Source organism: Streptomyces sp. NPDC059679, assembly GCF_042734105.1.
Classification (GTDB): Bacteria; Actinomycetota; Actinomycetes; order Streptomycetales; family Streptomycetaceae; genus Streptomyces.
In genome coordinates this window covers 1-18,677 of sequence record NZ_JBHWES010000025.1, presented here as the reverse complement: position 1 = coordinate 18,677, position 18,677 = coordinate 1, and the positions used below count along the sequence as shown (strand labels likewise).

The window sequence follows — 18,677 nt, the reverse complement described above, 5'->3', positions numbered from 1 at the left end:
CTCACACGTTGAAGCGGAACTCCACCACATCCCCGTCCCGCATCACATAGTCCTTGCCCTCCATCCGCGCCTTCCCCGCCGCGCGGGCCTCGGCGACCGAGCCCGTGGCGACCAGGTCTTCGAAGGAGATGACCTCGGCCTTGATGAAGCCCTTCTGGAAGTCGGTGTGGATCACACCGGCCGCCTCCGGGGCGGTCGCGCCCTTCTTGATGGTCCAGGCGCGGGACTCCTTGGGGCCGGCCGTGAGATAGGTCTGCAGGCCGAGGGTGTCGAAGCCGACGCGGGCGAGGGTGGCGAGGCCGGGTTCGTCCTGGCCGACGGACTGGAGGAGTTCGAGGGCTTCCTCATCGTCGAGTTCGGTCAGGTCGGCTTCCAGCTTGGCGTTGAGGAAGATCGCCTCGGCGGGGGCGACGAGGGCGCGCTGCTCGTCCTTGAAGGCGTCGTCGGTGAGCTCGTCCTCGTCGACGTTGAAGACGTAGAGGAAGGGCTTGGTGGTGAGCAGGTGCAGATCATGGAGGACGGCGGCGCGCTCGGTGCCCTGGACGATGCCGGCGGAGAAAAGGGTGCGGCCCTCGTCGAGGATGGCCTTGGCCTCCTCGACGGCCTTGACCTGGACCTGCTTGTCCTTCTGGATCCGCGACTCCTTGACCAGGCGCGGCAGCACCTTCTCGATGGTCTGGAGGTCGGCGAGGATCAGCTCGGTGTTGATCGTCTCGATGTCGTCCTTGGGCGAGACCTTGCCGTCGACATGGACGACGTTCTCGTCCTTGAAGGCACGGATGACCTGGCAGATCGCATCGGACTCACGGATGTTCGCCAGGAACTTGTTGCCCAGGCCCTCGCCCTCGGAAGCGCCCTTGACGATGCCGGCGATATCGACGAAGTCGACCGTGGCGGGGAGCTTACGGGCCGAGCCGAAGATCCCGGCGAGGGTGTTGAGGCGGGGGTCGGGGACGCCGACCACGCCGACGTTGGGCTCGATGGTGGCGAACGGGTAGTTGGCCGCCAGTACGTCGTTCTTGGTCAGGGCGTTGAACAGGGTCGACTTGCCGACATTCGGCAGACCGACGATTCCGATCGTGAGCGACACGTTGGCGACTTCCCGTAACTTCCCATAGCGAGAATGTGACGACAGGGACGAGGCCCGCTGCGGGGCCGATGCACCAGTCTACGGGGCCGCTCCGTGTCACCCGGCCGGACTGACAATCGGTCGAACACACTGCCAAGGTCCTGCGAAGGGCGTGTCCAACGCCGGATTCTCGCCGTCCCTCGACCTACGTTGGTCGGGTGGAGCCATACAGCACCCGTCCCCCGCGACGTTCATACGCCCCGTCGCCCCGCCAGGCGGCGGACGACAGAGACGTGCGCCGAGGCAGCCAGCAGACTCGGGACAGCCGGGACGACCGGGAGAACCGGGAGAACCGCGAGAGTCGGGACAAGGAGAGAAGCGAGGCGGCGCGGCGGCCGGCGCCCCCGCCCGCGACCGCGGCGGGCGCTGTGGGACCGGCCGTGCGGCGGGCGGTGGCCGGGCTGCGCTATCCCACCCCGCGCCTCACCGGCTTCGGGGCGGGGTTGCTGGCCACCGTCGCCATGCTGGCCTTCGGCTGCCTGGACGCGCTGCTGTTCTCCGGCTCCACCACCTCGTACGGCGTGATCTTCCTGCTGGTGAGCGCGGCCTGCGGGCTGTGGGTGCGGCCCGTGGACCTGGCCGCGGGGCCGGTCGGGGTGCCGATCGCGTTCGCGTTCGGGCTGCTGCCGATCAACGAAGGGACGGCGGGCCTGGCCGGGCAGACGATGGGCGTGTTCACCTCGCTGTCGCTGACCGCCGGCTGGCTCTATGCCGGGACGCTGCTGACCTCGCTGATCGTGCTGGCGCGCAAGGGCGCCCTGGTCAGTCGGCGGAACCAGCGCCAGCAGTGGGAGCAGCAGCAGAGTCGCGGGTCGCGGACCGATCAGCCGTCGCGGCCCGATCAGCCGTCTCGACCTGGGCAGCCATCGCGGTCCGGGCAGCCATCGCGGCCCCCACGATCCCCGCGTTATTCAACAGCTGCGCAGGCACGATCTCGGCCTTGATCCCCTCGATCAGCGGCAGGAATTTCGACGCCTTGCGGCTCACCCCGCCGCCGATCACGAACAGCTCGGGCGAGAACAGCATCTCCACGTGCTCGAGGTACTTCTGCACCCGGTGCGCCCAGCTGTGCCAGCTCAGGTTGTGGTCGTCCTTCGCCTTGGTCGAGGCCCGCTTCTCCGCCTCGTGACCGGCCAGCTCCAGATGGCCCAGTTCGGTGTTGGGCACCAGGCGCCCGTCGATGAAGACGGCGCTGCCGATGCCGGTTCCGAAGGTGAGCAGGATGACCGTGCCCGTACGGCCGCGCCCGGCGCCGAAGGTCATCTCCGCGATACCGGCCGCGTCCGCGTCGTTGACCACCGTGACCGGCGATCCCAGGCGCTCGCCGAGCAGCGCCGCCGTGTCGACGTCGATCCAGCTCTTGTCGACGTTGGCGGCGGTGCGCGTCGTACCGCTGGTCACCACGCCCGGGAAGGTCACCCCGACCGGCCGCCCGGACCAGCCGAAGGAGTCGACGACTTCCCTGACGCTCTCCGCCACCGCTTCGGGCGTGGACGGCTGCGGGGTGAGGACCTTGAAGCGCTCCACGGCCAGGTCCCCGCGCGCCAGGTCCACCGGCGCGCCCTTGATGCCCGAGCCGCCGATGTCCACACCCAGGACGCTGACGGCGTCGCCGGGACGGACGGCGGCCTCGGGCTGCGACTGCGACTGCGACTGCGCCTGCTGCGGCGCCTGTTGCTGCGGTGCGGTGTGCGTCGGTTCCATGATCAGAAGGCTAGAGGGTTTCGGCAGGAGCGGCCTCCGCCGCCGTGGCCGCCGCCTCGGCCCTCAGGTCGCGGCGCAGCTCCTTGGGCAGCGAGAAGGTCAGGCTCTCCTGCATCGGCTGGACGACCTCCACATCCCCGAAGCCGCGCTCGGCCAGCCACTCCAGCACGCCCTCGACCAGCACGTCCGGCACCGAGGCGCCCGAGGTCACGCCGACCGTCGTGACGCCCTCCAGCCAGGACTCGTCGATCTCGCTGGCGAAGTCGACCAGATGCCCGGCCTTGGCGCCGGCGCCGAGGGCGACCTCGACCAGCCGTACCGAGTTGGAGGAGTTCTTGGAGCCGACGACGATGACGAGGTCGGCCTCGGCGGCCACCTGCTTGATCGCGGTCTGGCGGTTCTGCGTGGCGTAGCAGATGTCGTCGCTCGGCGGGCTGATCAGCGCCGGGAACCGCTCCTTGAGCGCGTCCACGGTCTCCATCGTCTCGTCGACGGAGAGGGTGGTCTGGGACAGCCAGACGACCTTGGACTCGTCGCGGACCTCGACGTTCTCCACGTCCTGCGGGCCGTCGACGAGGGTGATGTGGTCCGGTGCCTCGCCGCTGGTACCGATGACCTCTTCGTGGCCCTCGTGACCGATCAGGAGGATGTCGTAGTCCTCCTTGGCGAACCGGACGGCTTCCTTGTGGACCTTGGTGACCAGCGGGCAGGTCGCGTCGATGGTGGCGAGCCGGCGCTGCCTGGCCTCCTCGTGGACGACGGGTGCGACGCCGTGGGCCGAGAAGATCACGATGGATCCCTCGGGCACCTCCTCCGTCTCGTCGACGAAGATCGCGCCCTTCTTCTCGAGGGTCTGCACGACGTATTTGTTGTGGACGATCTCCTTGCGCACGTAGATCGGCGCCCCGTACTGCTCAAGGGCCTTCTCGACGGCGATTACGGCACGGTCCACGCCTGCGCAGTAGCCGCGGGGGGCCGCGAGCAGGACCCGGCGGGCTGTCGTTGCGGTCATGTTCCCCATGGTAGGGGCCATGGCCCCGGGTCTTTGTCAGTGGCGGCCGATACGCTCGCGGACATGGCTGTCAACACGTCCGCGGAGACGCCGATTCCGGTCGGCGAGGTGTCCCGGCTGATCGGCGGGTGGATCGACCGGCTCGGGGCGGTATGGGTGGAGGGGCAGATCACCCAGCTGTCCCGGCGCCCCGGCGCCGGGGTGGTGTTCCTGACCCTGCGCGACCCCTCGTACGACATCTCGCTCACCGTCACCTGCTTCCGCGCCGTCTTCGACAAGGTCGCGGACACGGTCACCGAGGGCGCCCGGGTGGTGGTCCACGCCAAACCGGAGTGGTACGCGCCGCGTGGCCAGCTGTCCCTGCGGGCCGCCGAGATCCGGCCGGTCGGGGTCGGGGAGCTGCTGGCCCGGCTGGAGCTGCTGAAGAAGTCGCTGGCGGCGGAGGGGCTGTTCGCGGCCGACCGGAAGAAGCCGCTGCCGTTCCTGCCGCAGCTGATAGGGCTGGTCTGCGGGCGCGCCTCGGCGGCCGAGCGCGACGTGTTGGAGAACGCGCGGCTGCGCTGGCCTGCGGTCCGCTTCGAGGTGCGCAATGTCGCCGTGCAGGGCGTCCATGCCGTGCCGCAGGTGATCGAGGCGGTCCAGGAGCTGGACGCGCTGCCGGAGGTGGACCTGATCATCGTGGCGCGCGGCGGCGGCAGCGTGGAGGATCTGCTGCCCTTCTCCGACGAGCAGCTGGTACGGGCCGTGGCCGACTGCGCCACCCCGGTCGTCTCGGCGATCGGGCACGAACCGGACTCGCCGCTGCTGGACCTCGTCGCCGACCTGCGCGCCTCCACGCCCACCGACGCCGCCAAGAAGGTCGTCCCGGACGTGGGCGAGGAGCTGATGCGGATCCAGCAGCTGCGCGAGCGCGCGCTGCGCAGCGCGCGCGGCTTGCTGGACCGGGAGGAGCGGGGGCTCGCGGCGGCGCTGGCCCGGCCCTGTATGCGGCAGCCGCACCGGATGGTGGACGAGCGGGCCGAGCAGATCGCGGGGCTGCTGGACCGCGGCCGGCGCTGCCTCGGCCATCTGCTGGACCGGGCGGACTCGGAGCTGACGCACACCCACGCCCGGGTGGTGGCCCTGTCCCCCGCCGCGACGCTGCGGCGGGGCTATGCGGTGCTGCAGCGCGCGGACGGGGCGGTGGTCCGGGCGGCGGCCGAGGTGAGCGCGGACGAAGAGCTCAGGGCGCGGGTCGCCGAGGGCGAGTTCACGGTCCGCGCCGTTGTCAGCCCCTCTGAATAGGCTGTGCGACATGGCAAAGACCGAAGAGAAGGCGGGGAAGGCGAAGGCCGCCCAGTCGGCCGGGGACCCGGCCGAGGCGTCCACGCTCGGCTATGAGCAGGCCCGCGACGAGCTGGTCGAGGTGGTGCGCCGCCTGGAGGCGGGCGGGACGACCCTCGAGGAGTCCCTTGCCCTCTGGGAGCGCGGCGAGGAGCTGGCCAAGGTCTGCCGCCGCTGGCTGGAGGGCGCCCGGGCGCGGCTGGACGCGGCGCTGGCCGAGACGGCGGAGGGGGACGACGGCGGGGCGGACGGCGACGAGGGGGGCGGGGGGAACGGCGGGAGCTGACGCGGTCCGGCGGGCGGCAGGCGGCGGTCTGCGGGCGGCGCTCGGCTGTCGGCGGGCCTGGGTGCTGTGATTCGGAGCACCCTGCTCGCCATTTAGTTGAACATTAACCTAATCCGCGTATGGTGGGGCTCCGTAAGCACACCCCCACAGCAAGCAGAAGGTTGTTCACGCTCATGTCTCTGGCCCTCGACCCCGCCGCCCAGGACCTCCTCTTCCGCGAGGCCCACACCGCCAACACCTTTACCGACGAGCCGGTGACCGAAGGGCAGGTGCAGGCGATCTACGACCTGATCAAGTACGCCCCCACCGCCTTCAACCAGTCGCCCCTGCGGGTCGTGCTGGTCCGCTCGGCCGAGGCCCGCGAGCGCCTGGTCCCGCACATGGCCGAGGGCAACCAGGCCAAGACCGCCACCGCCCCGCTGGTCGCGATCCTCGCCGCGGACAATGAGTTCCACGAGGAGCTGCCCGCCCTCTTCCCCCACTTCCCGCAGGCCAAGGACGTGTTCTTCAGCGAGCGCGCCGCCCGCGAGCAGGCCGCGGCGCTGAACGCCTCGCTCCAGGCCGGCTACTTCATCCTGGGCATCCGCGCCGCCGGTCTGGCCGCCGGCCCGATGACGGGCTTCGACGCGGCCGGTGTGCAGAAGGAGTTCCTGGACGACGACCACACCCCGCTGATCATCGTCAACATCGGCAAGCCCGGCGAGGACGCCTCGTTCCCGCGCGGCCCGCGGCTGGCCTACGACCAGGTCGTGACCGCCGTCTGAGGCCCCTGTCTCAGGCCCCTGCCTGAGACCCCCGACCCGCCCCGCTCCCCCAACGGGGCGGTTGGCCGCTGCGCTCAGCCCTTCCCCGTGTTGAGCGCGGCGGCCATTTCCGTCAGCTGTCCGAACGACGCCGTGCCGGTGACCACCGTGGTCACGCCCGGCTCCGCGCTCACCAGCGCGTCGTACTTGTCGCCCTCGTAGCGGATCCACTCCTTGCCGTCGATCCGCTGCTTCTTGTCCGTCTTCTTCGCCTGCTGGGTGACATCGGCGATGTACGGCCCCGCCTTGGCATCGCTCTGCTCGACCGCGACGTAGTCCTCCTTCGGGGTGAGGAAGCCGAGGTGCCACGCCGTGCCCTCCGCCTGCGACGACTGCACGGGCCCGTACGTCACCGAGGTCGCGCGCCAGCCCTTGGGCAGGCTGCCGGGCTCCGGCGCTGCCACCGGATACGGCGCCGCGCGCCGGGCGGTGATCAGCTCTACCCTGTAGTCGACCGTCTTCAGCGGATTCTTGCTGTCGTCGTGCGGAATGGCGAAGACGTAGATGCCCGCTGCGACGGCGCCTATTGCCGCCACCGACAGCACCATGTCCCGCACCGTCTCTTTGCCTCGCATACCTGCCACGCCCCCTATCGTCCCTCATGGCAGTCGCGCTCATGCGTGGGGCCCTCTGCTCACATTCCTAATCAGCGGATACTGTGCTTTTCGGGGGGCTGTCCCCAGCTCCCGCACAATGCACGAATCACCCTCACATCCGGCCGTCGCCGTACAGAAAGGTGCGATCCGATGACCGAGCATCATCTGCCGTCCCAGCTGGAAGTCAGCCCCGAGGCCCCCGACCGCAACCTCGCCCTGGAACTCGTCCGGGTCACCGAGGCCGGTGCCATGGCCTCCGGTCGCTGGGTGGGACGCGGCGACAAGAACGGCGCCGACGGCGCCGCCGTGAAGGCCATGCGCTCCCTCGTCCACACCGTGTCCATGAACGGTGTCGTGGTGATCGGCGAAGGCGAGAAGGACGAGGCGCCCATGCTCTTCAACGGAGAGCGCGTGGGCGACGGGACCGGCCCGGAGTGCGACGTGGCCGTGGACCCGGTGGACGGCACCACACTCACCGCCAAGGGCATGGCGAACGCGGTATCCGTCCTGGCCGTCGCCGATCGCGGCACCATGTTCGACCCGTCCGCGGTCTTCTATATGAACAAGCTGGCCACCGGCCCCGAGGCCGCCGAGTACGTCGACATCACCGCGCCGCCCGGCGTCAATATCCGCCGGATCGCGAAGGCGAAGAAGTCCAGCCCCGAGGACGTCACGGTGGTCGTGCTCGACCGGCCCCGGCACGAGAACATCGTCAAGGAGATCCGGGAGGCGGGCGCCCGGATCAAGTTCATCTCCGACGGCGACGTGGCCGGCGCGATCATGGCCGCGCGCGAGGGCGCCGGCGCGGACCTGCTGCTGGGCATCGGCGGTACGCCGGAGGGCATCATCGCGGCCTGCGCGATCAAGTGTCTGGGCGGCACGATCCAGGCCCAGCTGTGGCCCAAGGACGACGAGGAGCGGCAGCGCGCGATCGACGCGGGCCATGACCTCGACCAGGTGCTGGAGACGGACGACCTGGTCAGCGGCGACAACGTGTTCTTCGTGGCCACCGGCATCACCGACGGCGATCTGCTGCGCGGGGTGCGGTACCGCGCGGAGACCGCGACCACCCAGTCGCTGGTGATGCGCTCCAAGTCCGGGACCATCCGGCAGATCGACTCGGTCCACCGGCTGTCCAAGCTGCGCGCCTACGCCTCGGTCGACTTCGACCGCGCGCGCTAGCCGCCAGTACGCGCCGCGGTTACGGGCGGGCCCCTCCTCCCCGGCGGGGCCCGGCCGCCTGATTTTGCTCGGTTCTCCCCCAGCTACCGCCGGGAGGTTCCCCGCCGGAGGTCAGCCAGGAGTCAGCCGGCCGCCGCCACCCGTACGGCGCGCTGCAGCTCCGCCTCGCGCCGCCGCCGGCGGGCCAGTACGACGCGGCGCTCGGCCGCGGTCAGCCCGCCCCACACCCCGTACGGCTCCGGCTGCAGCAGGGCGTGCTCGCGGCACTCGACCATGACCGGGCAGCGCGCGCAGACGCGTTTGGCGGCCTCCTCCCGGGACAGCCGCGCAGCCGTGGGCTCCTTCGAGGGAGCGAAGAACAGCCCGGCCTCGTCCCGGCGGCACACCGCCTCCGAGTGCCAGGGGCCTGCCTGATCCCGAGCGGGGATGCGCTGCGGGGGCACGGCGGCGTCCAGCAGGGGCTGATGCGGTTGCAGCACGGTCTACTCCTGACGACGGCTCCGGTGGTCACCCTTGCCCGCCTGGCCCGTACGGCCCGTTAGCACCCCCATCAGCCGTACGAGAGACGATGCACCAAGCCTTACCCGCTGTGCGCGTGCTTATGCACACCGTTGCCCCGCCCGGGAATTCAATATGAACGTAGGTTCTTCAGGCGTTTTCCGCGCTTGCGCTTGACCTCGGCACCGCCAAAGAGGGTGAATCCCCGCACCACGATGGCCGGGGCGTCCGGATCCGGCGACTCGAACGTCTTGATGTCGAATCCACCGAAAATACCCCCGCCGTCGCCGCTGACCGTGACGTTTTCCGGGACCTTGATCTCGACTCCGCCGAAGATGGCGCAGACGTTGATGACGATCTCCCGATGCTCGAACAACGCCTCGGTCAGGTCGATTTCGACGCCGCCGAACAACGCGAAGGCATTGGTGGTGCGCCTGACCCGCCAGCGGCCCTTGCGCGCCGCGCCACCGAAGACCGCCATCAGGTTGTCGGAGGCGGGGAGGGCGCGGGGCCCCCAGGGCCCCAAATCGCCCGGCGCCGGGGCGGCGGCGCGGCCGGCCGCCCCGGCCGCGGGCAGATCGCGGACCAGGGGGTCCAGCTCGCCCACGGTCTTGGCCCGGTAGACCGCGTCGATCCGCTCGGCGTGCTCCTCGGGGTCGAGCCTGCCCTCGGCCAGGGCCTCGCGCAGGATGTCCGCGATCCGGTCGCGATCCGCGTCCGAGGCGCGCAGCTCCCCGGCGGACACGGGTTTGGGCGCGGGGGCGGTTTTCGTGGGCGCGGCGGTTTTCGTCAAAGGCACCGGCTGCTGCTCAGTCACCGGGCCAGAGTACCCAGTCGCGATACATCGCGACTAGGGGGCGGACCGACTCGACGGACGGAGTCCGGCGCGGCCGGCCGAAGCCTGGGAGGCCCCCCAGGGCCGAGCAGTGCGAGGACAGCCATCCAAAGGGGCTACATCGCGACTAGGGGGCGGACCGACTCGACGGACGGAGTCCGGCGCGGCCGGCCGAAGGCTTCGTATGCCCGACCTCACAGGTCCCGCCGTCCCGCCCCGTTCTACGCTGGTGTGCGCTGTCGACGAAGTCAGCCGTAGCCCCGTCGAGTGAGGAATGGCCACGCCATGCCAGAGTTTGCCTATTCGGACCTGCTGCCCCTGGGCGAGGACACCACGCCGTACCGCCTGGTGACCTCCGAGGGCGTGAGCACCTTCGAGGCCGGCGGGCGTACGTTCCTCAAGGTCGAGCCGGAGGCGCTGCGCAAGCTCGCGGCCGAGGCGATGCACGACATCTCGCACTATCTGCGCCCGGCGCACCTCGCCCAGCTGCGCCGCATCCTGGACGACCCCGAGGCCAGCCCCAACGACCGCTTCGTCGCGCTGGACCTGCTGAAGAACGCCAACATCGCGGCCGCGGGCGTGCTCCCGATGTGCCAGGACACCGGCACGGCCATCGTGATGGGCAAGCGCGGGCAGAACGTGCTGACCGAGGGCGGCGACGAGGAGGCCCTGTCGCGCGGCGTGTACGACGCGTACACCAAGCTCAATCTGCGCTACTCCCAGATGGCCCCGCTGACCATGTGGGAGGAGAAGAACACCGGCTCCAACCTGCCGGCCCAGATCGAGCTGTACGCGACCGACGGCGGCGCGTACAAGTTCCTCTTCATGGCCAAGGGCGGCGGCTCGGCCAACAAGTCCTTCCTGTACCAGGAGACGAAGGCGGTCCTCAACGAGGGCTCGATGATGAAGTTCCTGGAGGAGAAGATCCGCTCGCTGGGCACCGCGGCCTGCCCGCCGTACCACCTGGCGATCGTGGTCGGCGGCACCAGCGCGGAGTACGCGCTCAAGACCGCGAAGTACGCCTCGGCGCACTACCTGGACGAGCTGCCCACCGAGGGCTCCCCCACCGGTCACGGCTTCCGCGACAAGGAGCTGGAGGAGAAGGTCTTCGAGCTGACGCAGCGGATCGGGATCGGCGCGCAGTTCGGCGGCAAGTACTTCTGCCATGACGTACGGGTGGTCCGGCTGCCCCGGCACGGCGCGTCCTGCCCGGTGGCCATCGCGGTCTCCTGCTCCGCCGACCGCCAGGCGCTGGCGAAGATCACCCCCGAGGGTGTCTTCCTGGAGCAGCTGGAGACCGACCCGGCCAGGTACCTGCCGGAGACCACCGATGAGCACCTGTCGGACGACGACGTGGTCCGCATCGACCTCAACCGGCCGATGGACGAGATCCGGGCGGAGCTGACCAAGTACCCGGTCAAGACCCGGCTTTCGCTCACCGGCCCGCTGGTCGTCGCCCGCGACATCGCGCACGCGAAGATCAAGGAGCGGCTGGACGCGGGCGAGGAGATGCCGCAGTACCTGCGCGACCACGCCGTCTACTACGCGGGCCCGGCCAAGACCCCCGAGGGCTACGCCTCCGGGTCCTTCGGGCCGACGACTGCGGGCCGTATGGACGCGTATGTGGAGCAGTTCCAGGCGGCCGGCGGCTCGTACGTCATGCTGGCCAAGGGGAACCGGTCCCAGCAGGTCACCGACGCCTGCCAGGCGCACGGCGGCTTCTACCTCGGCTCGATCGGCGGCCCGGCGGCGCGGCTGGCCCAGGACTGCATCAAGAAGGTGGAGGTGCTGGAGTACGCGGAGCTCGGCATGGAGGCGGTCTGGAAGATCGAGGTCGAGGACTTCCCGGCGTTCGTCGTGGTCGACGACAAGGGGAACGACTTCTTCACCGACCCGGGCCCGTCCCAGCCGTTCGTCACCACCATCCCGGTCCGCCCGGGGAGCTGACCCTGGTCGCGACCGCAGACCACGGCCGCGCCGCCTCTTCGGCATCAGCGGAAGGCGCCTGTGCGCCGTCTCGCGGCATTCGGTTCACGCGGGCGCGGCTTTCGTCTCGGACCCCTCCGGGTCCAAAGCGCCAGTCGGTGCGCTGGACCGACCGGGGCGTACGGCCGAAGATGGGCGGGGCCACCTCGGCTCGGCCGGCCCGCTCAGCCGGTCAGCACCGCCTCGAACGCCCCCGGGCGCTGGACCACGCCGCTGCAGGCGGGGTCCGGCCCGGGGGCGCCCTCGCCCGCGGGGCACGGGCGGTCGCGCTCCGCGGACCACATGGACAGCCGGCCGATCCCCTTGGCCGCGGCGAACCGGGCGAGCCCGGCGGCGTCCTCGAGCGTGAAGACCTCTCCGGAGACGTCGTTGACCCCGATCATCGGGGTCACGGTGAGGGTCTTCCAGGCCGCGGCCTCGGAGAGGCCGAGGACGCCGCGGATCCGGCCGTGGGCGTTGATGGCGGCCTGGACGGCGTACCGGCCCATATCGCCGGTGTGCTCGCCGCCGTAGTTCATGGCCATGATGTTCACGCCCGAGACATCGACGCCCTGGGCCCGGGCGTTGGCGAGCAGGGCGCTGCTGTCGTCGGTCAGGCCGTAGGGCATGGCGGGCAGGGTGAAGGAGACCTCCAGGCCGGGGCGGGCACGCTGGAGGAGTGCGATGGCCTGCGCCCGGCGGGTGGCGGAGACGGGGTCGGCGAGGGTGGCGCCCTCGATGTCGAAGTCGGCCTTGGTGAAGCCGTAACGGTCGATCACCGCGGCGTAGGCGGTGGCGAGTTCGGGTACGTCGGCGCAGACGGTGGCCAGTTCCCGCCCGGCCGCGCCGCCGAAGGAGACCCGTACGTCGCTTCCGGCCCGGCGCACGGCGGCGATCCGGGCCATCAGCGCCCGGTCGGCCAGCGGGATCCCGCCGTCCCAGACGGGGACACAGCCTCCGCCCGCGATGACGAACCCCAGAGTGAACTCCTTGACGCCGCGCGCGGCGGCCTCGGCCATGTCGTACCCGGCCGCCCAGGCGCTGACGTACGGCGCCAACGGGACGTCAGGGCGGACTGCCTGGGGCACGGGCGGGTGCGCGGATGGGGGCGCGGGTGAGTGGGTGGGCGGGTGCGCGGTCGGGGGCGCGAGCCGCGGGGGCGTGCCCTCGCCTCCGGCCCAGACGGCGACGGCGGCGCAGACCGCCGCGGCGAGCATGGTGCGGCCGCCCAGGCGCGGGGTGGAGATGGCCCTCACGCGATGTGCTCTCCTTCCGGTACGGCAACCGGGCGCGCCCCTTCAGCTCAGCGGCGGCGCTTCGGCCGCTCTTCAAAGCTCGCACACCGAACGAACCGTCATGAGCTATGACACACCGTTCTCTTTACCTATATGCGGAAAGTCCTATTTGCTGCATTAGCCTCTGGCTTATGGACCCTCAGTCAGACGCGGGGCCCGTGTTCGTGGACCTCTCCGGGCGCCGCGCCCGCCTGCTGCGGCACGCGGGCGTGGTCGCGGGGGCAGCGGTCATCGGATACACGGCCCTCCTGGGAACGGGCTTCTCGGGCGGCACCGCCGTCGCCCCCGACACCCTGGCCCCCGGCGCCGTCGCCGACCGGGCCGGCCGGGACGCGAAGGACACCCGGCGCGGCCACCCCTCGACCCATAAGCCTTCAGAGCCTTCAGCCAGGGCCGGAGCCGACCGGCACGCCGACCGCCGGACGGAGGCCGGGGCGCGATGAGCGGCGGCAGGCAGCCAAGGCTGCCGCGCCCGCGACGGGTCTCCCGGCACACGGTGTCCCGGATGGCCGCCGCCGGGCGGCACGCCGTCCCCCGGCTGCGCATCGTGCTCGGCATGGCCACGCTGGTCGCGGTGGTCTGCGGGATGCTGCTGGACGGCTATCTGCACGCCGAGATCGGCAACGACGCCCGGGTGCACCGCTCGTACCACGCCCACGACGTCCCCCACCGGGTCCGCACCGGCGGCCCGGTGCTCACCTTCGACGACCACGGCAGGCCCACCGGCCACCGCATCCCGGCCCGGACCATCGCGCTGACCTTCGACGACGGCCCGGACCCCCGCTGGACGCCGGAGGTCCTGAAGGTGCTGCGCCGACACGACGTGCCGGGCACCTTCTTCGTGCTCGGCCAGATGGTGGTCCGCAACCCCTCCCTGGTGCGCCGGCTCCGGGCCGACGGCCATGAGATCGGCGTGCACACCTTCACCCACGCCGACCTCGCCTACCAGGACCGCGACCGGGTGGACCGCGAGCTGGCCCAGTCCCAGCTGGCCCTGGCCGGTGCGGCCGGCATCAACAGCTCGCTCTTCCGCGCCCCGTACGCCTCCACCCTCGGCGCGCTCGACGACCGGACCTGGCCGGTCCAGCGGTATCTGGGCGACCGGGGCTACATCAGCGCGTTCATCGACGTCGACAGCCGGGACTGGCAGCGCCCGACCGTCGAGCGGATCGTCCGCAACGCCACCCCGAAGGCCGGGAAGGGCGCCGCCGTGCTCTTCCACGACGCGGGCGGCGACCGCTCGCGGACCGTCCGGGCGCTGGGGACGTACATCGAGCGGATGAAGGCGAAGGGCTACACCTTCGCCACGGTCACCGGGGCGCTCGGCGCCGAGGCCGCCGTCCACCCGGCCGACGGGGCGCGCGTCTGGCAGGGCCGGGCCCTGATCTGGGCGGCGGCGGTCACCCAGTTCGCCATGCCGGGGCTGGCCTGGCTGCTGGCCGTGGTGGGCCTGGCGGTGCTCGCCCGGCTGCTGATGATGGTGGTGCTGGCCTGGTGGCACCGGCGCGCCCGCGACCTGCGGCGCTTCACCTGGGGCCGAGCGGTGGACGAGCCGGTGAGCGTGATCGTGCCCGCGTACAACGAGAAGGAGTGCATCGCCAACACGGTGAACTCGCTGGCCGCCAGCACCCATCCGATCGAGATCCTGGTCGTGGACGACGGTTCGACCGACGGCACCGCCGATATCGTCCAGGCCCTCGGCCTGCCGAACGTACGGGTGCTGCGCCAGGAGAACTCGGGCAAGGCCGCGGCCCTCAACCGCGGTATCGCCGAGGCCCGCTTCGACCTGATCGTGATGATGGACGGCGACACCGTCTTCGAGCCCGGCACCGTATGCGAGCTGGTCCGCCCCTTCGCCGACCCGGGCGTCGGCGCGGTCGCGGGCAACGCGAAGGTCGGCAACCGCGCCGGTATGATCGGCGCCTGGCAGCACATCGAGTACGTGATGGGCTTCAACCTCGACCGGCGGATGTACGACCTGCTGCGCTGCATGCCCACCATCCCCGGCGCGATCGGCGCCTTCCGCCGCCGCGCCCTGCTGGACGTGGGCGGTATGAGCGCCGACACCCTGGCCGAGGACACCGACATCACGATCGCCCTGCACCGGGCCGGCTGGCGCGTCGTCTACCAGGACAGCGCCTGCGCCTGGACCGAGGCGCCCGGCACGGTGGGCCAGCTGTGGCGGCAGCGCTACCGCTGGAGCTACGGCACCATGCAGGCGCTGTGGAAGCACCGCCGCTCGCTGGTCGACCACGGCCCCTCGGGGCGCTTCGGCCGGGTCGGGATGCCGCTGGTGGTCCTCTTCCAGGTGGTCGCGCCGCTGTGCGCACCGCTGATCGACCTGTTCACGCTGTACGGGGCGGTCTTCATCGACCCGGTGAAGGCGCTGCTGGCGTGGTCGGCGCTGATGCTGGCGCAGCTGTTCGGCGCGGCGTACGCCTTCCGGCTGGACGGCGAGCGGTACGGCCCGCTGCTGGCGCTGCCGCTGCAGCAGATCGCCTACCGGCAGCTGATGTATCTGGTGCTGCTGCACTCGTGTGTCACCGCGGCGACCGGCGCCCTGCTGCCGTGGCAGAAACTGCGCCGCACCGGCGAGGTGGACACCCCCCGTACGCCGGAGCCCAAGGCCGTACGGTGACCTGGCTCACGCATTCACTGAGGCCAGGGCGGGAACAGGCGGGGCTCGGCGGGCGCTGTGGTCAGTGGAGGTGGGACGGTCATGTCCGACGAGAAGTACCGCATCGAGCACGATTCCATGGGTGAGGTGCGGGTCCCGGAGCATGCCAAGTGGCGCGCCCAGACCCAGCGGGCGGTGGAGAACTTCCCCGTCAGCGGGCAGCGTCTGGAGCGCGCGCATATCGAGGCGCTGGCGCGGATCAAGGCGGCGGCCGCCACGGTCAACGCGTCGCTCGGCGTGGTCGACGCCGACGTCGCGGACGCGATCGCGGACGCGGCGGCGCAGGTCGCCGAGGGCCGCTGGGACGAGCACTTCCCCGTCGACGTCTTCCAGACCGGCTCGGGCACCTCCTCCAACATGAACATGAACGAGGTGCTGGCCACCCTCGCGAGCGAGCGCCTGGGCCGTGACGTCCACCCCAACGACCACGTCAACGCCAGCCAGTCGTCCAATGACGTCTTCCCCTCCTCCATCCACATCGCGGCCACAGCGGCCGTCACCGCCGATCTGATCCCGGCGCTGGACCACCTCGCGGCGGCGCTGGAGCGCAAGGCGGCTCAGTTCGCGGATGTCGTCAAGGCGGGCCGTACGCATCTGATGGACGCGACGCCGGTGACGCTGGGCCAGGAGTTCGGCGGATACGCCGCCCAGGTCCGCTACGGGGTCGAGCGGCTGCGCGCCGCGCTGCCGCGGCTGGCGGAACTGCCGCTGGGCGGCACCGCCGTGGGCACCGGGATCAACACCCCGCCCGGCTTCTCCGCCGCCGTCATCGCCGAGCTGGCGCGCGCCACCGAGCTGCCGCTCACCGAGGCCCGCAACCACTTCGAGGCGCAGGGCGCGCGTGACGGCCTGGTGGAGACCTCCGGTCAGCTGCGTACCCTCGCGGTCTCCCTCACCAAGATCGCCAACGATCTGCGCTGGATGTCCTCCGGGCCGCGCACCGGGCTCGCCGAGATCGCCCTGCCCGATCTCCAGCCGGGCTCCTCGATCATGCCGGGGAAGGTCAACCCGGTGATCCCCGAGGCGGTGCTGATGGTCGCCGCCCAGGTCACCGGCAACGACGCGACCGTGGCCTGGGCCGGGGCGGCCGGGAACTTCGAGCTCAATGTGATGCTCCCGGTCATCGCCAAGAACCTGCTGGAGTCCGTCCGGCTGCTCGCCGCCGCCTCCCGGCTGCTGGCGGACCGTACGGTCGACGGGATCACCGCCAATGTGGAGCGCGCCCGCGAGTACGCGGAGTCCTCCCCCTCCGTCGTCACCCCGCTCAACCGCTACATCGGCTACGAGGAGGCCGCGAAGGTCGCCAAGAAGTCGCTGGCCGAGCGGAAGACCATCCGCGAGGTGGTCCTGGAGTCGGGGTATGTGGAGCGCGGGCTGCTGACCCTGGAGCAGCTGGACGAGGCGCTGGACGTGTTGCGGATGACCCACCCGTAACGCGGTGTTGCGGTACCGGTCACGGCGTGGTGCGGTCGGCCCACCTAAGATCTGCTCATGACAGCGGACATCGTGGAGACGACGGAGACGGCGGACACCGCTCGATGGGCGCCGGGGGACCACATCCTGTGGCGCTACCGCGCCAACGCCGCCGAGAGCATTCACATCTGTCGCCCCGTGACCGTCGTCCAGGACACCGCCGAGCTGCTGGCCGTCTGGCTGGCAGCCGGCACCGCCTGCGTCAAACCGCAGCTCACCGACGGCACCTCGGTCCACCGCGAGCCACTGTCCACCCGTTACACCAAGCCGCGCACCACCGCGCTGTCCACCTGGCTGGGCACCGGCGTCCTCAAGCTCGCCCGGCCGGGTGAGCCGTGGTCGGTGTGGCTGTTCTGGGAGCACGACTGGCGGTTCAAGAACTGGTACGTGAACCTGGAGGAGCCGCGGCTGCGCTGGAGCGGCGGCATCGACTCGGAGGACCACTTCCTGGACATCGCGGTCTACCCGGACCGCAGCTGGGAATGGAAGGACGAGGACGAGTTCGCGCAGGCCCAGCGCGTCGGCCTGATGACCCCCGAGCAGGCCGAGCGCGTACGGGCCGCGGGCCGGGCCGCCGTCGGTCTCATCGAATCCTGGGGAGCGCCGTTCCGGGAGGGCTGGGAGGACTGGCGTCCGGACCCGGCGTGGACCGTCCCCGCGCTGCCGGCCGACTGGCACCGTACCGGCCGGTATCGCACGTCGGCGCACTCGAGGTCCTGAACCTCTTGCTGTGCCCCTGTGTTTCAAACGTAGGATCGTCGTCCGGAAGACTGCACTCGTGAAAACTCGTGGAAACCAGACAGCGGCGCAACTCACGAATGAGGCGTGACATCTGACGCGGCCACAGGAGGGGGCGGAGGCGTGAGCGGTGAGGGAGGCCGGCACGTCCACGGCGCGGCGGGAGACGGGGGGCCGGTGACGGTGACGGAGAGCCCAGAAGGCCCACAAGGCACGGGCGGCACTGAACGCGCGAATGGCGACTGCGACGAGTACGCCGACGACTACGAGGGGTTCGAGGACTTCGACCGCCTGGCGCTGGACCGCAGCGGGCAGGCGGAGGCCTTCGACGCGATCGGCGACCGCTACGACGAGGCGTTCCCGCACAAGGACGGCCAGCTCGCGGCCGGCCGATGGCTGGCCGGCGCCCTCGCGCCCGGCTCCCGGGTGCTCGACGTCGGCTGCGGCACGGGCCTGCCCACGGCCCGTCAGCTCGCCGACGCCGGACACGAGGTGGTCGGCATCGACATCTCCCCGGGCATGCTCGAACTGGCCCGGAGCAACGTCCCGACCGCCACCTTCCAGCAGGTGGACATCGTCGACCTGCGCTCCGGCGGCCGCTACGGGCCGGGCGGATCGCGCGAACTGGGCGAATTCGACGCCGTCGTCGCCTTCTTCGCGCTGCTGATGCTGCCCCGCCCCGAGATCCCGTACGCGCTGCGGGCGCTGCGCGGGCTGCTGAGACCCGGGGGCCTGCTGGCCCTGGCCATGGTCGAGGCGGACGTGGACGACTTCGCGATCCCGTTCCTGGGCAACTCGGTGCGGGTATCCGGTTACCTGCGGGAAGAACTGCGACGGGTCGTGCAGGACGCGGGCTTCGAGATCACCGGGGAGGACTCGCACTCGTACGCCCCGGCCAGCATCGACGTACCACCCGAGATCCAGCTCTATCTGCACTGCCGACGACGTGTCTGACACTCGGTGCGCCCGGAGGAACAGGGCGCATGGCCCCGGACGGATGGAAACCCACGCGTGACGGAGCACCCCACCTCCCACAATGAGCGGCAGGCCACCAGCCCAGCCGCCGCCTCGGGCGCGCCCGAGGACGCGCACGGCGCGGTCCCGGACCCGCGGACCGCCGTGCGACGGGCCGCCGCCCCCGGCCAGGAGCCGGACGGCGGG

At 71.1% G+C, this 18,677-nt stretch carries 17 protein-coding genes and 1 pseudogene; 11 read left to right on the top strand and 7 right to left on the bottom strand.

Annotated features, from left to right (window positions below; all coding sequences use genetic code 11):
* Nucleotide 1: 1 nt before the first annotated feature.
* Nucleotides 2-1,090: a redox-regulated ATPase YchF gene (gene ychF, locus ACFV2X_RS25555; RefSeq protein ID WP_385620396.1), complete on the bottom strand. Its 1,089-nt coding sequence runs from the start codon at nucleotides 1,088-1,090 to the stop codon at nucleotides 2-4.
* Nucleotides 1,091-1,590: 500 nt separating this feature from the next.
* Here ychF and ACFV2X_RS25550 point away from each other — a divergent pair.
* Nucleotides 1,591-1,821 (top strand): annotated as a pseudogene (locus ACFV2X_RS25550) (DUF6542 domain-containing protein); the annotation flags it as partial.
* Between the two features lie 70 nt (nucleotides 1,822-1,891).
* On the opposite strand, the gene ppgK reads toward ACFV2X_RS25550, so the two are convergent.
* Entirely contained in the window at nucleotides 1,892-2,833 is a 942-nt protein-coding gene (gene ppgK / locus ACFV2X_RS25545; protein WP_385620394.1) for a polyphosphate--glucose phosphotransferase, read from the bottom strand.
* A 10-nt stretch (nucleotides 2,834-2,843) separates the two neighbouring features.
* The gene (locus ACFV2X_RS25540) at nucleotides 2,844-3,854 is read right to left on the bottom strand and encodes a 4-hydroxy-3-methylbut-2-enyl diphosphate reductase (protein WP_385620392.1); all 1,011 of its coding nucleotides are present in this window, start codon (nucleotides 3,852-3,854) and stop codon (nucleotides 2,844-2,846) included.
* Nucleotides 3,855-3,908: 54 nt separating this feature from the next.
* On the opposite strand from ACFV2X_RS25540, the gene xseA reads away from it, so the two are divergent.
* The 3 genes from xseA (at nucleotide 3,909) to ACFV2X_RS25525 (ending at nucleotide 6,218) form a co-directional block, all read left to right on the top strand.
* Nucleotides 3,909-5,129, top strand: a complete 1,221-nt coding sequence (gene xseA, locus ACFV2X_RS25535; RefSeq protein WP_385620389.1) for an exodeoxyribonuclease VII large subunit — start codon at nucleotides 3,909-3,911, stop codon at nucleotides 5,127-5,129.
* A gap of 10 nt (nucleotides 5,130-5,139) precedes the next feature.
* Nucleotides 5,140-5,454: an exodeoxyribonuclease VII small subunit gene (locus ACFV2X_RS25530; RefSeq protein ID WP_385620386.1), complete on the top strand. Its 315-nt coding sequence runs from the start codon at nucleotides 5,140-5,142 to the stop codon at nucleotides 5,452-5,454.
* A 173-nt stretch (nucleotides 5,455-5,627) separates the two neighbouring features.
* Nucleotides 5,628-6,218 (top strand): malonic semialdehyde reductase, encoded by a 591-nt coding sequence (locus tag ACFV2X_RS25525; protein WP_385620384.1) that lies wholly within the window; start codon nucleotides 5,628-5,630, stop codon nucleotides 6,216-6,218.
* Between the two features lie 74 nt (nucleotides 6,219-6,292).
* Here the strand turns inward: ACFV2X_RS25525 and ACFV2X_RS25520 are convergent, their stop codons facing one another.
* On the bottom strand, nucleotides 6,293-6,832 hold the full coding sequence (locus ACFV2X_RS25520; protein WP_385620641.1) for a DUF4245 domain-containing protein: 540 nt from the start codon (nucleotides 6,830-6,832) through the stop codon (nucleotides 6,293-6,295).
* Between the two features lie 171 nt (nucleotides 6,833-7,003).
* On the opposite strand from ACFV2X_RS25520, the gene glpX reads away from it, so the two are divergent.
* Nucleotides 7,004-8,035: a class II fructose-bisphosphatase gene (glpX, locus tag ACFV2X_RS25515; protein WP_089505048.1), complete on the top strand. Its 1,032-nt coding sequence runs from the start codon at nucleotides 7,004-7,006 to the stop codon at nucleotides 8,033-8,035.
* A gap of 122 nt (nucleotides 8,036-8,157) precedes the next feature.
* Here glpX and ACFV2X_RS25510 read toward each other — a convergent pair whose 3' ends face one another.
* Together ACFV2X_RS25510 and ACFV2X_RS25505 are read right to left on the bottom strand one after the other, a co-directional pair.
* The gene (locus ACFV2X_RS25510; RefSeq protein WP_014176756.1) at nucleotides 8,158-8,514 is read right to left on the bottom strand and encodes a WhiB family transcriptional regulator; all 357 of its coding nucleotides are present in this window, start codon (nucleotides 8,512-8,514) and stop codon (nucleotides 8,158-8,160) included.
* A 149-nt stretch (nucleotides 8,515-8,663) separates the two neighbouring features.
* Nucleotides 8,664-9,350, bottom strand: coding sequence for a DUF1707 domain-containing protein (locus ACFV2X_RS25505; protein ID WP_385620381.1), 687 nt, complete (start codon nucleotides 9,348-9,350; stop codon nucleotides 8,664-8,666).
* A 303-nt stretch (nucleotides 9,351-9,653) separates the two neighbouring features.
* Between ACFV2X_RS25505 and ACFV2X_RS25500 the strand changes: the two genes are divergently transcribed.
* Nucleotides 9,654-11,315: a fumarate hydratase gene (locus tag ACFV2X_RS25500; RefSeq protein WP_385620379.1), complete on the top strand. Its 1,662-nt coding sequence runs from the start codon at nucleotides 9,654-9,656 to the stop codon at nucleotides 11,313-11,315.
* A 203-nt stretch (nucleotides 11,316-11,518) separates the two neighbouring features.
* Here ACFV2X_RS25500 and ACFV2X_RS25495 read toward each other — a convergent pair whose 3' ends face one another.
* Entirely contained in the window at nucleotides 11,519-12,589 is a 1,071-nt protein-coding gene (locus ACFV2X_RS25495; protein WP_385620376.1) for a chitinase, read from the bottom strand.
* 170 nt (nucleotides 12,590-12,759) lie between these two features.
* Here ACFV2X_RS25495 and ACFV2X_RS25490 point away from each other — a divergent pair, with 170 nt between their 5' ends.
* The 5 genes from ACFV2X_RS25490 to ACFV2X_RS25470 all read left to right on the top strand — a co-directional run bounded on the left by ACFV2X_RS25490 (nucleotide 12,760) and on the right by ACFV2X_RS25470 (nucleotide 18,470).
* A complete protein-coding gene (locus ACFV2X_RS25490) occupies nucleotides 12,760-13,071 on the top strand; it encodes a hypothetical protein (protein WP_385620373.1) in 312 nt (103 codons plus the stop codon).
* Nucleotides 13,072-13,133: 62 nt separating this feature from the next.
* A complete protein-coding gene (locus tag ACFV2X_RS25485) occupies nucleotides 13,134-15,266 on the top strand; it encodes a bifunctional polysaccharide deacetylase/glycosyltransferase family 2 protein (protein ID WP_385620639.1) in 2,133 nt (710 codons plus the stop codon).
* An 81-nt stretch (nucleotides 15,267-15,347) separates the two neighbouring features.
* Nucleotides 15,348-16,739, top strand: coding sequence for a class II fumarate hydratase (locus tag ACFV2X_RS25480; RefSeq protein WP_385620370.1), 1,392 nt, complete (start codon nucleotides 15,348-15,350; stop codon nucleotides 16,737-16,739).
* Nucleotides 16,740-16,796: 57 nt separating this feature from the next.
* Complete coding sequence (locus tag ACFV2X_RS25475) at nucleotides 16,797-17,498, top strand: DUF402 domain-containing protein (protein ID WP_385620367.1); 702 nt, start codon at nucleotides 16,797-16,799, stop codon at nucleotides 17,496-17,498.
* Nucleotides 17,499-17,807: 309 nt separating this feature from the next.
* Nucleotides 17,808-18,470 carry a class I SAM-dependent DNA methyltransferase gene (locus ACFV2X_RS25470; protein ID WP_385620637.1) on the top strand — a complete coding sequence of 221 codons (663 nt, stop codon included), beginning with the start codon at nucleotides 17,808-17,810 and terminating at the stop codon, nucleotides 18,468-18,470.
* Nucleotides 18,471-18,677 lie beyond the last annotated feature (207 nt).

Coding starts and splice junctions, on each gene's coding strand:
- ppgK (WP_385620394.1), bottom strand. CDS start 2,833: ATGGAACCGACGCACACCGCACCGCAGCAACAGGCGCCGCAGCAGGCG.
- ACFV2X_RS25540 (WP_385620392.1), bottom strand. CDS start 3,854: ATGGGGAACATGACCGCAACGACAGCCCGCCGGGTCCTGCTCGCGGCC.
- xseA (WP_385620389.1), top strand. CDS start 3,909: ATGGCTGTCAACACGTCCGCGGAGACGCCGATTCCGGTCGGCGAGGTG.
- ACFV2X_RS25530 (WP_385620386.1), top strand. CDS start 5,140: ATGGCAAAGACCGAAGAGAAGGCGGGGAAGGCGAAGGCCGCCCAGTCG.
- ACFV2X_RS25525 (WP_385620384.1), top strand. CDS start 5,628: ATGTCTCTGGCCCTCGACCCCGCCGCCCAGGACCTCCTCTTCCGCGAG.
- ACFV2X_RS25520 (WP_385620641.1), bottom strand. CDS start 6,832: ATGCGAGGCAAAGAGACGGTGCGGGACATGGTGCTGTCGGTGGCGGCA.
- glpX (WP_089505048.1), top strand. CDS start 7,004: ATGACCGAGCATCATCTGCCGTCCCAGCTGGAAGTCAGCCCCGAGGCC.
- ACFV2X_RS25500 (WP_385620379.1), top strand. CDS start 9,654: ATGCCAGAGTTTGCCTATTCGGACCTGCTGCCCCTGGGCGAGGACACC.
- ACFV2X_RS25490 (WP_385620373.1), top strand. CDS start 12,760: ATGGACCCTCAGTCAGACGCGGGGCCCGTGTTCGTGGACCTCTCCGGG.
- ACFV2X_RS25485 (WP_385620639.1), top strand. CDS start 13,134: ATGGCCGCCGCCGGGCGGCACGCCGTCCCCCGGCTGCGCATCGTGCTC.
- ACFV2X_RS25480 (WP_385620370.1), top strand. CDS start 15,348: ATGTCCGACGAGAAGTACCGCATCGAGCACGATTCCATGGGTGAGGTG.
- ACFV2X_RS25475 (WP_385620367.1), top strand. CDS start 16,797: ATGACAGCGGACATCGTGGAGACGACGGAGACGGCGGACACCGCTCGA.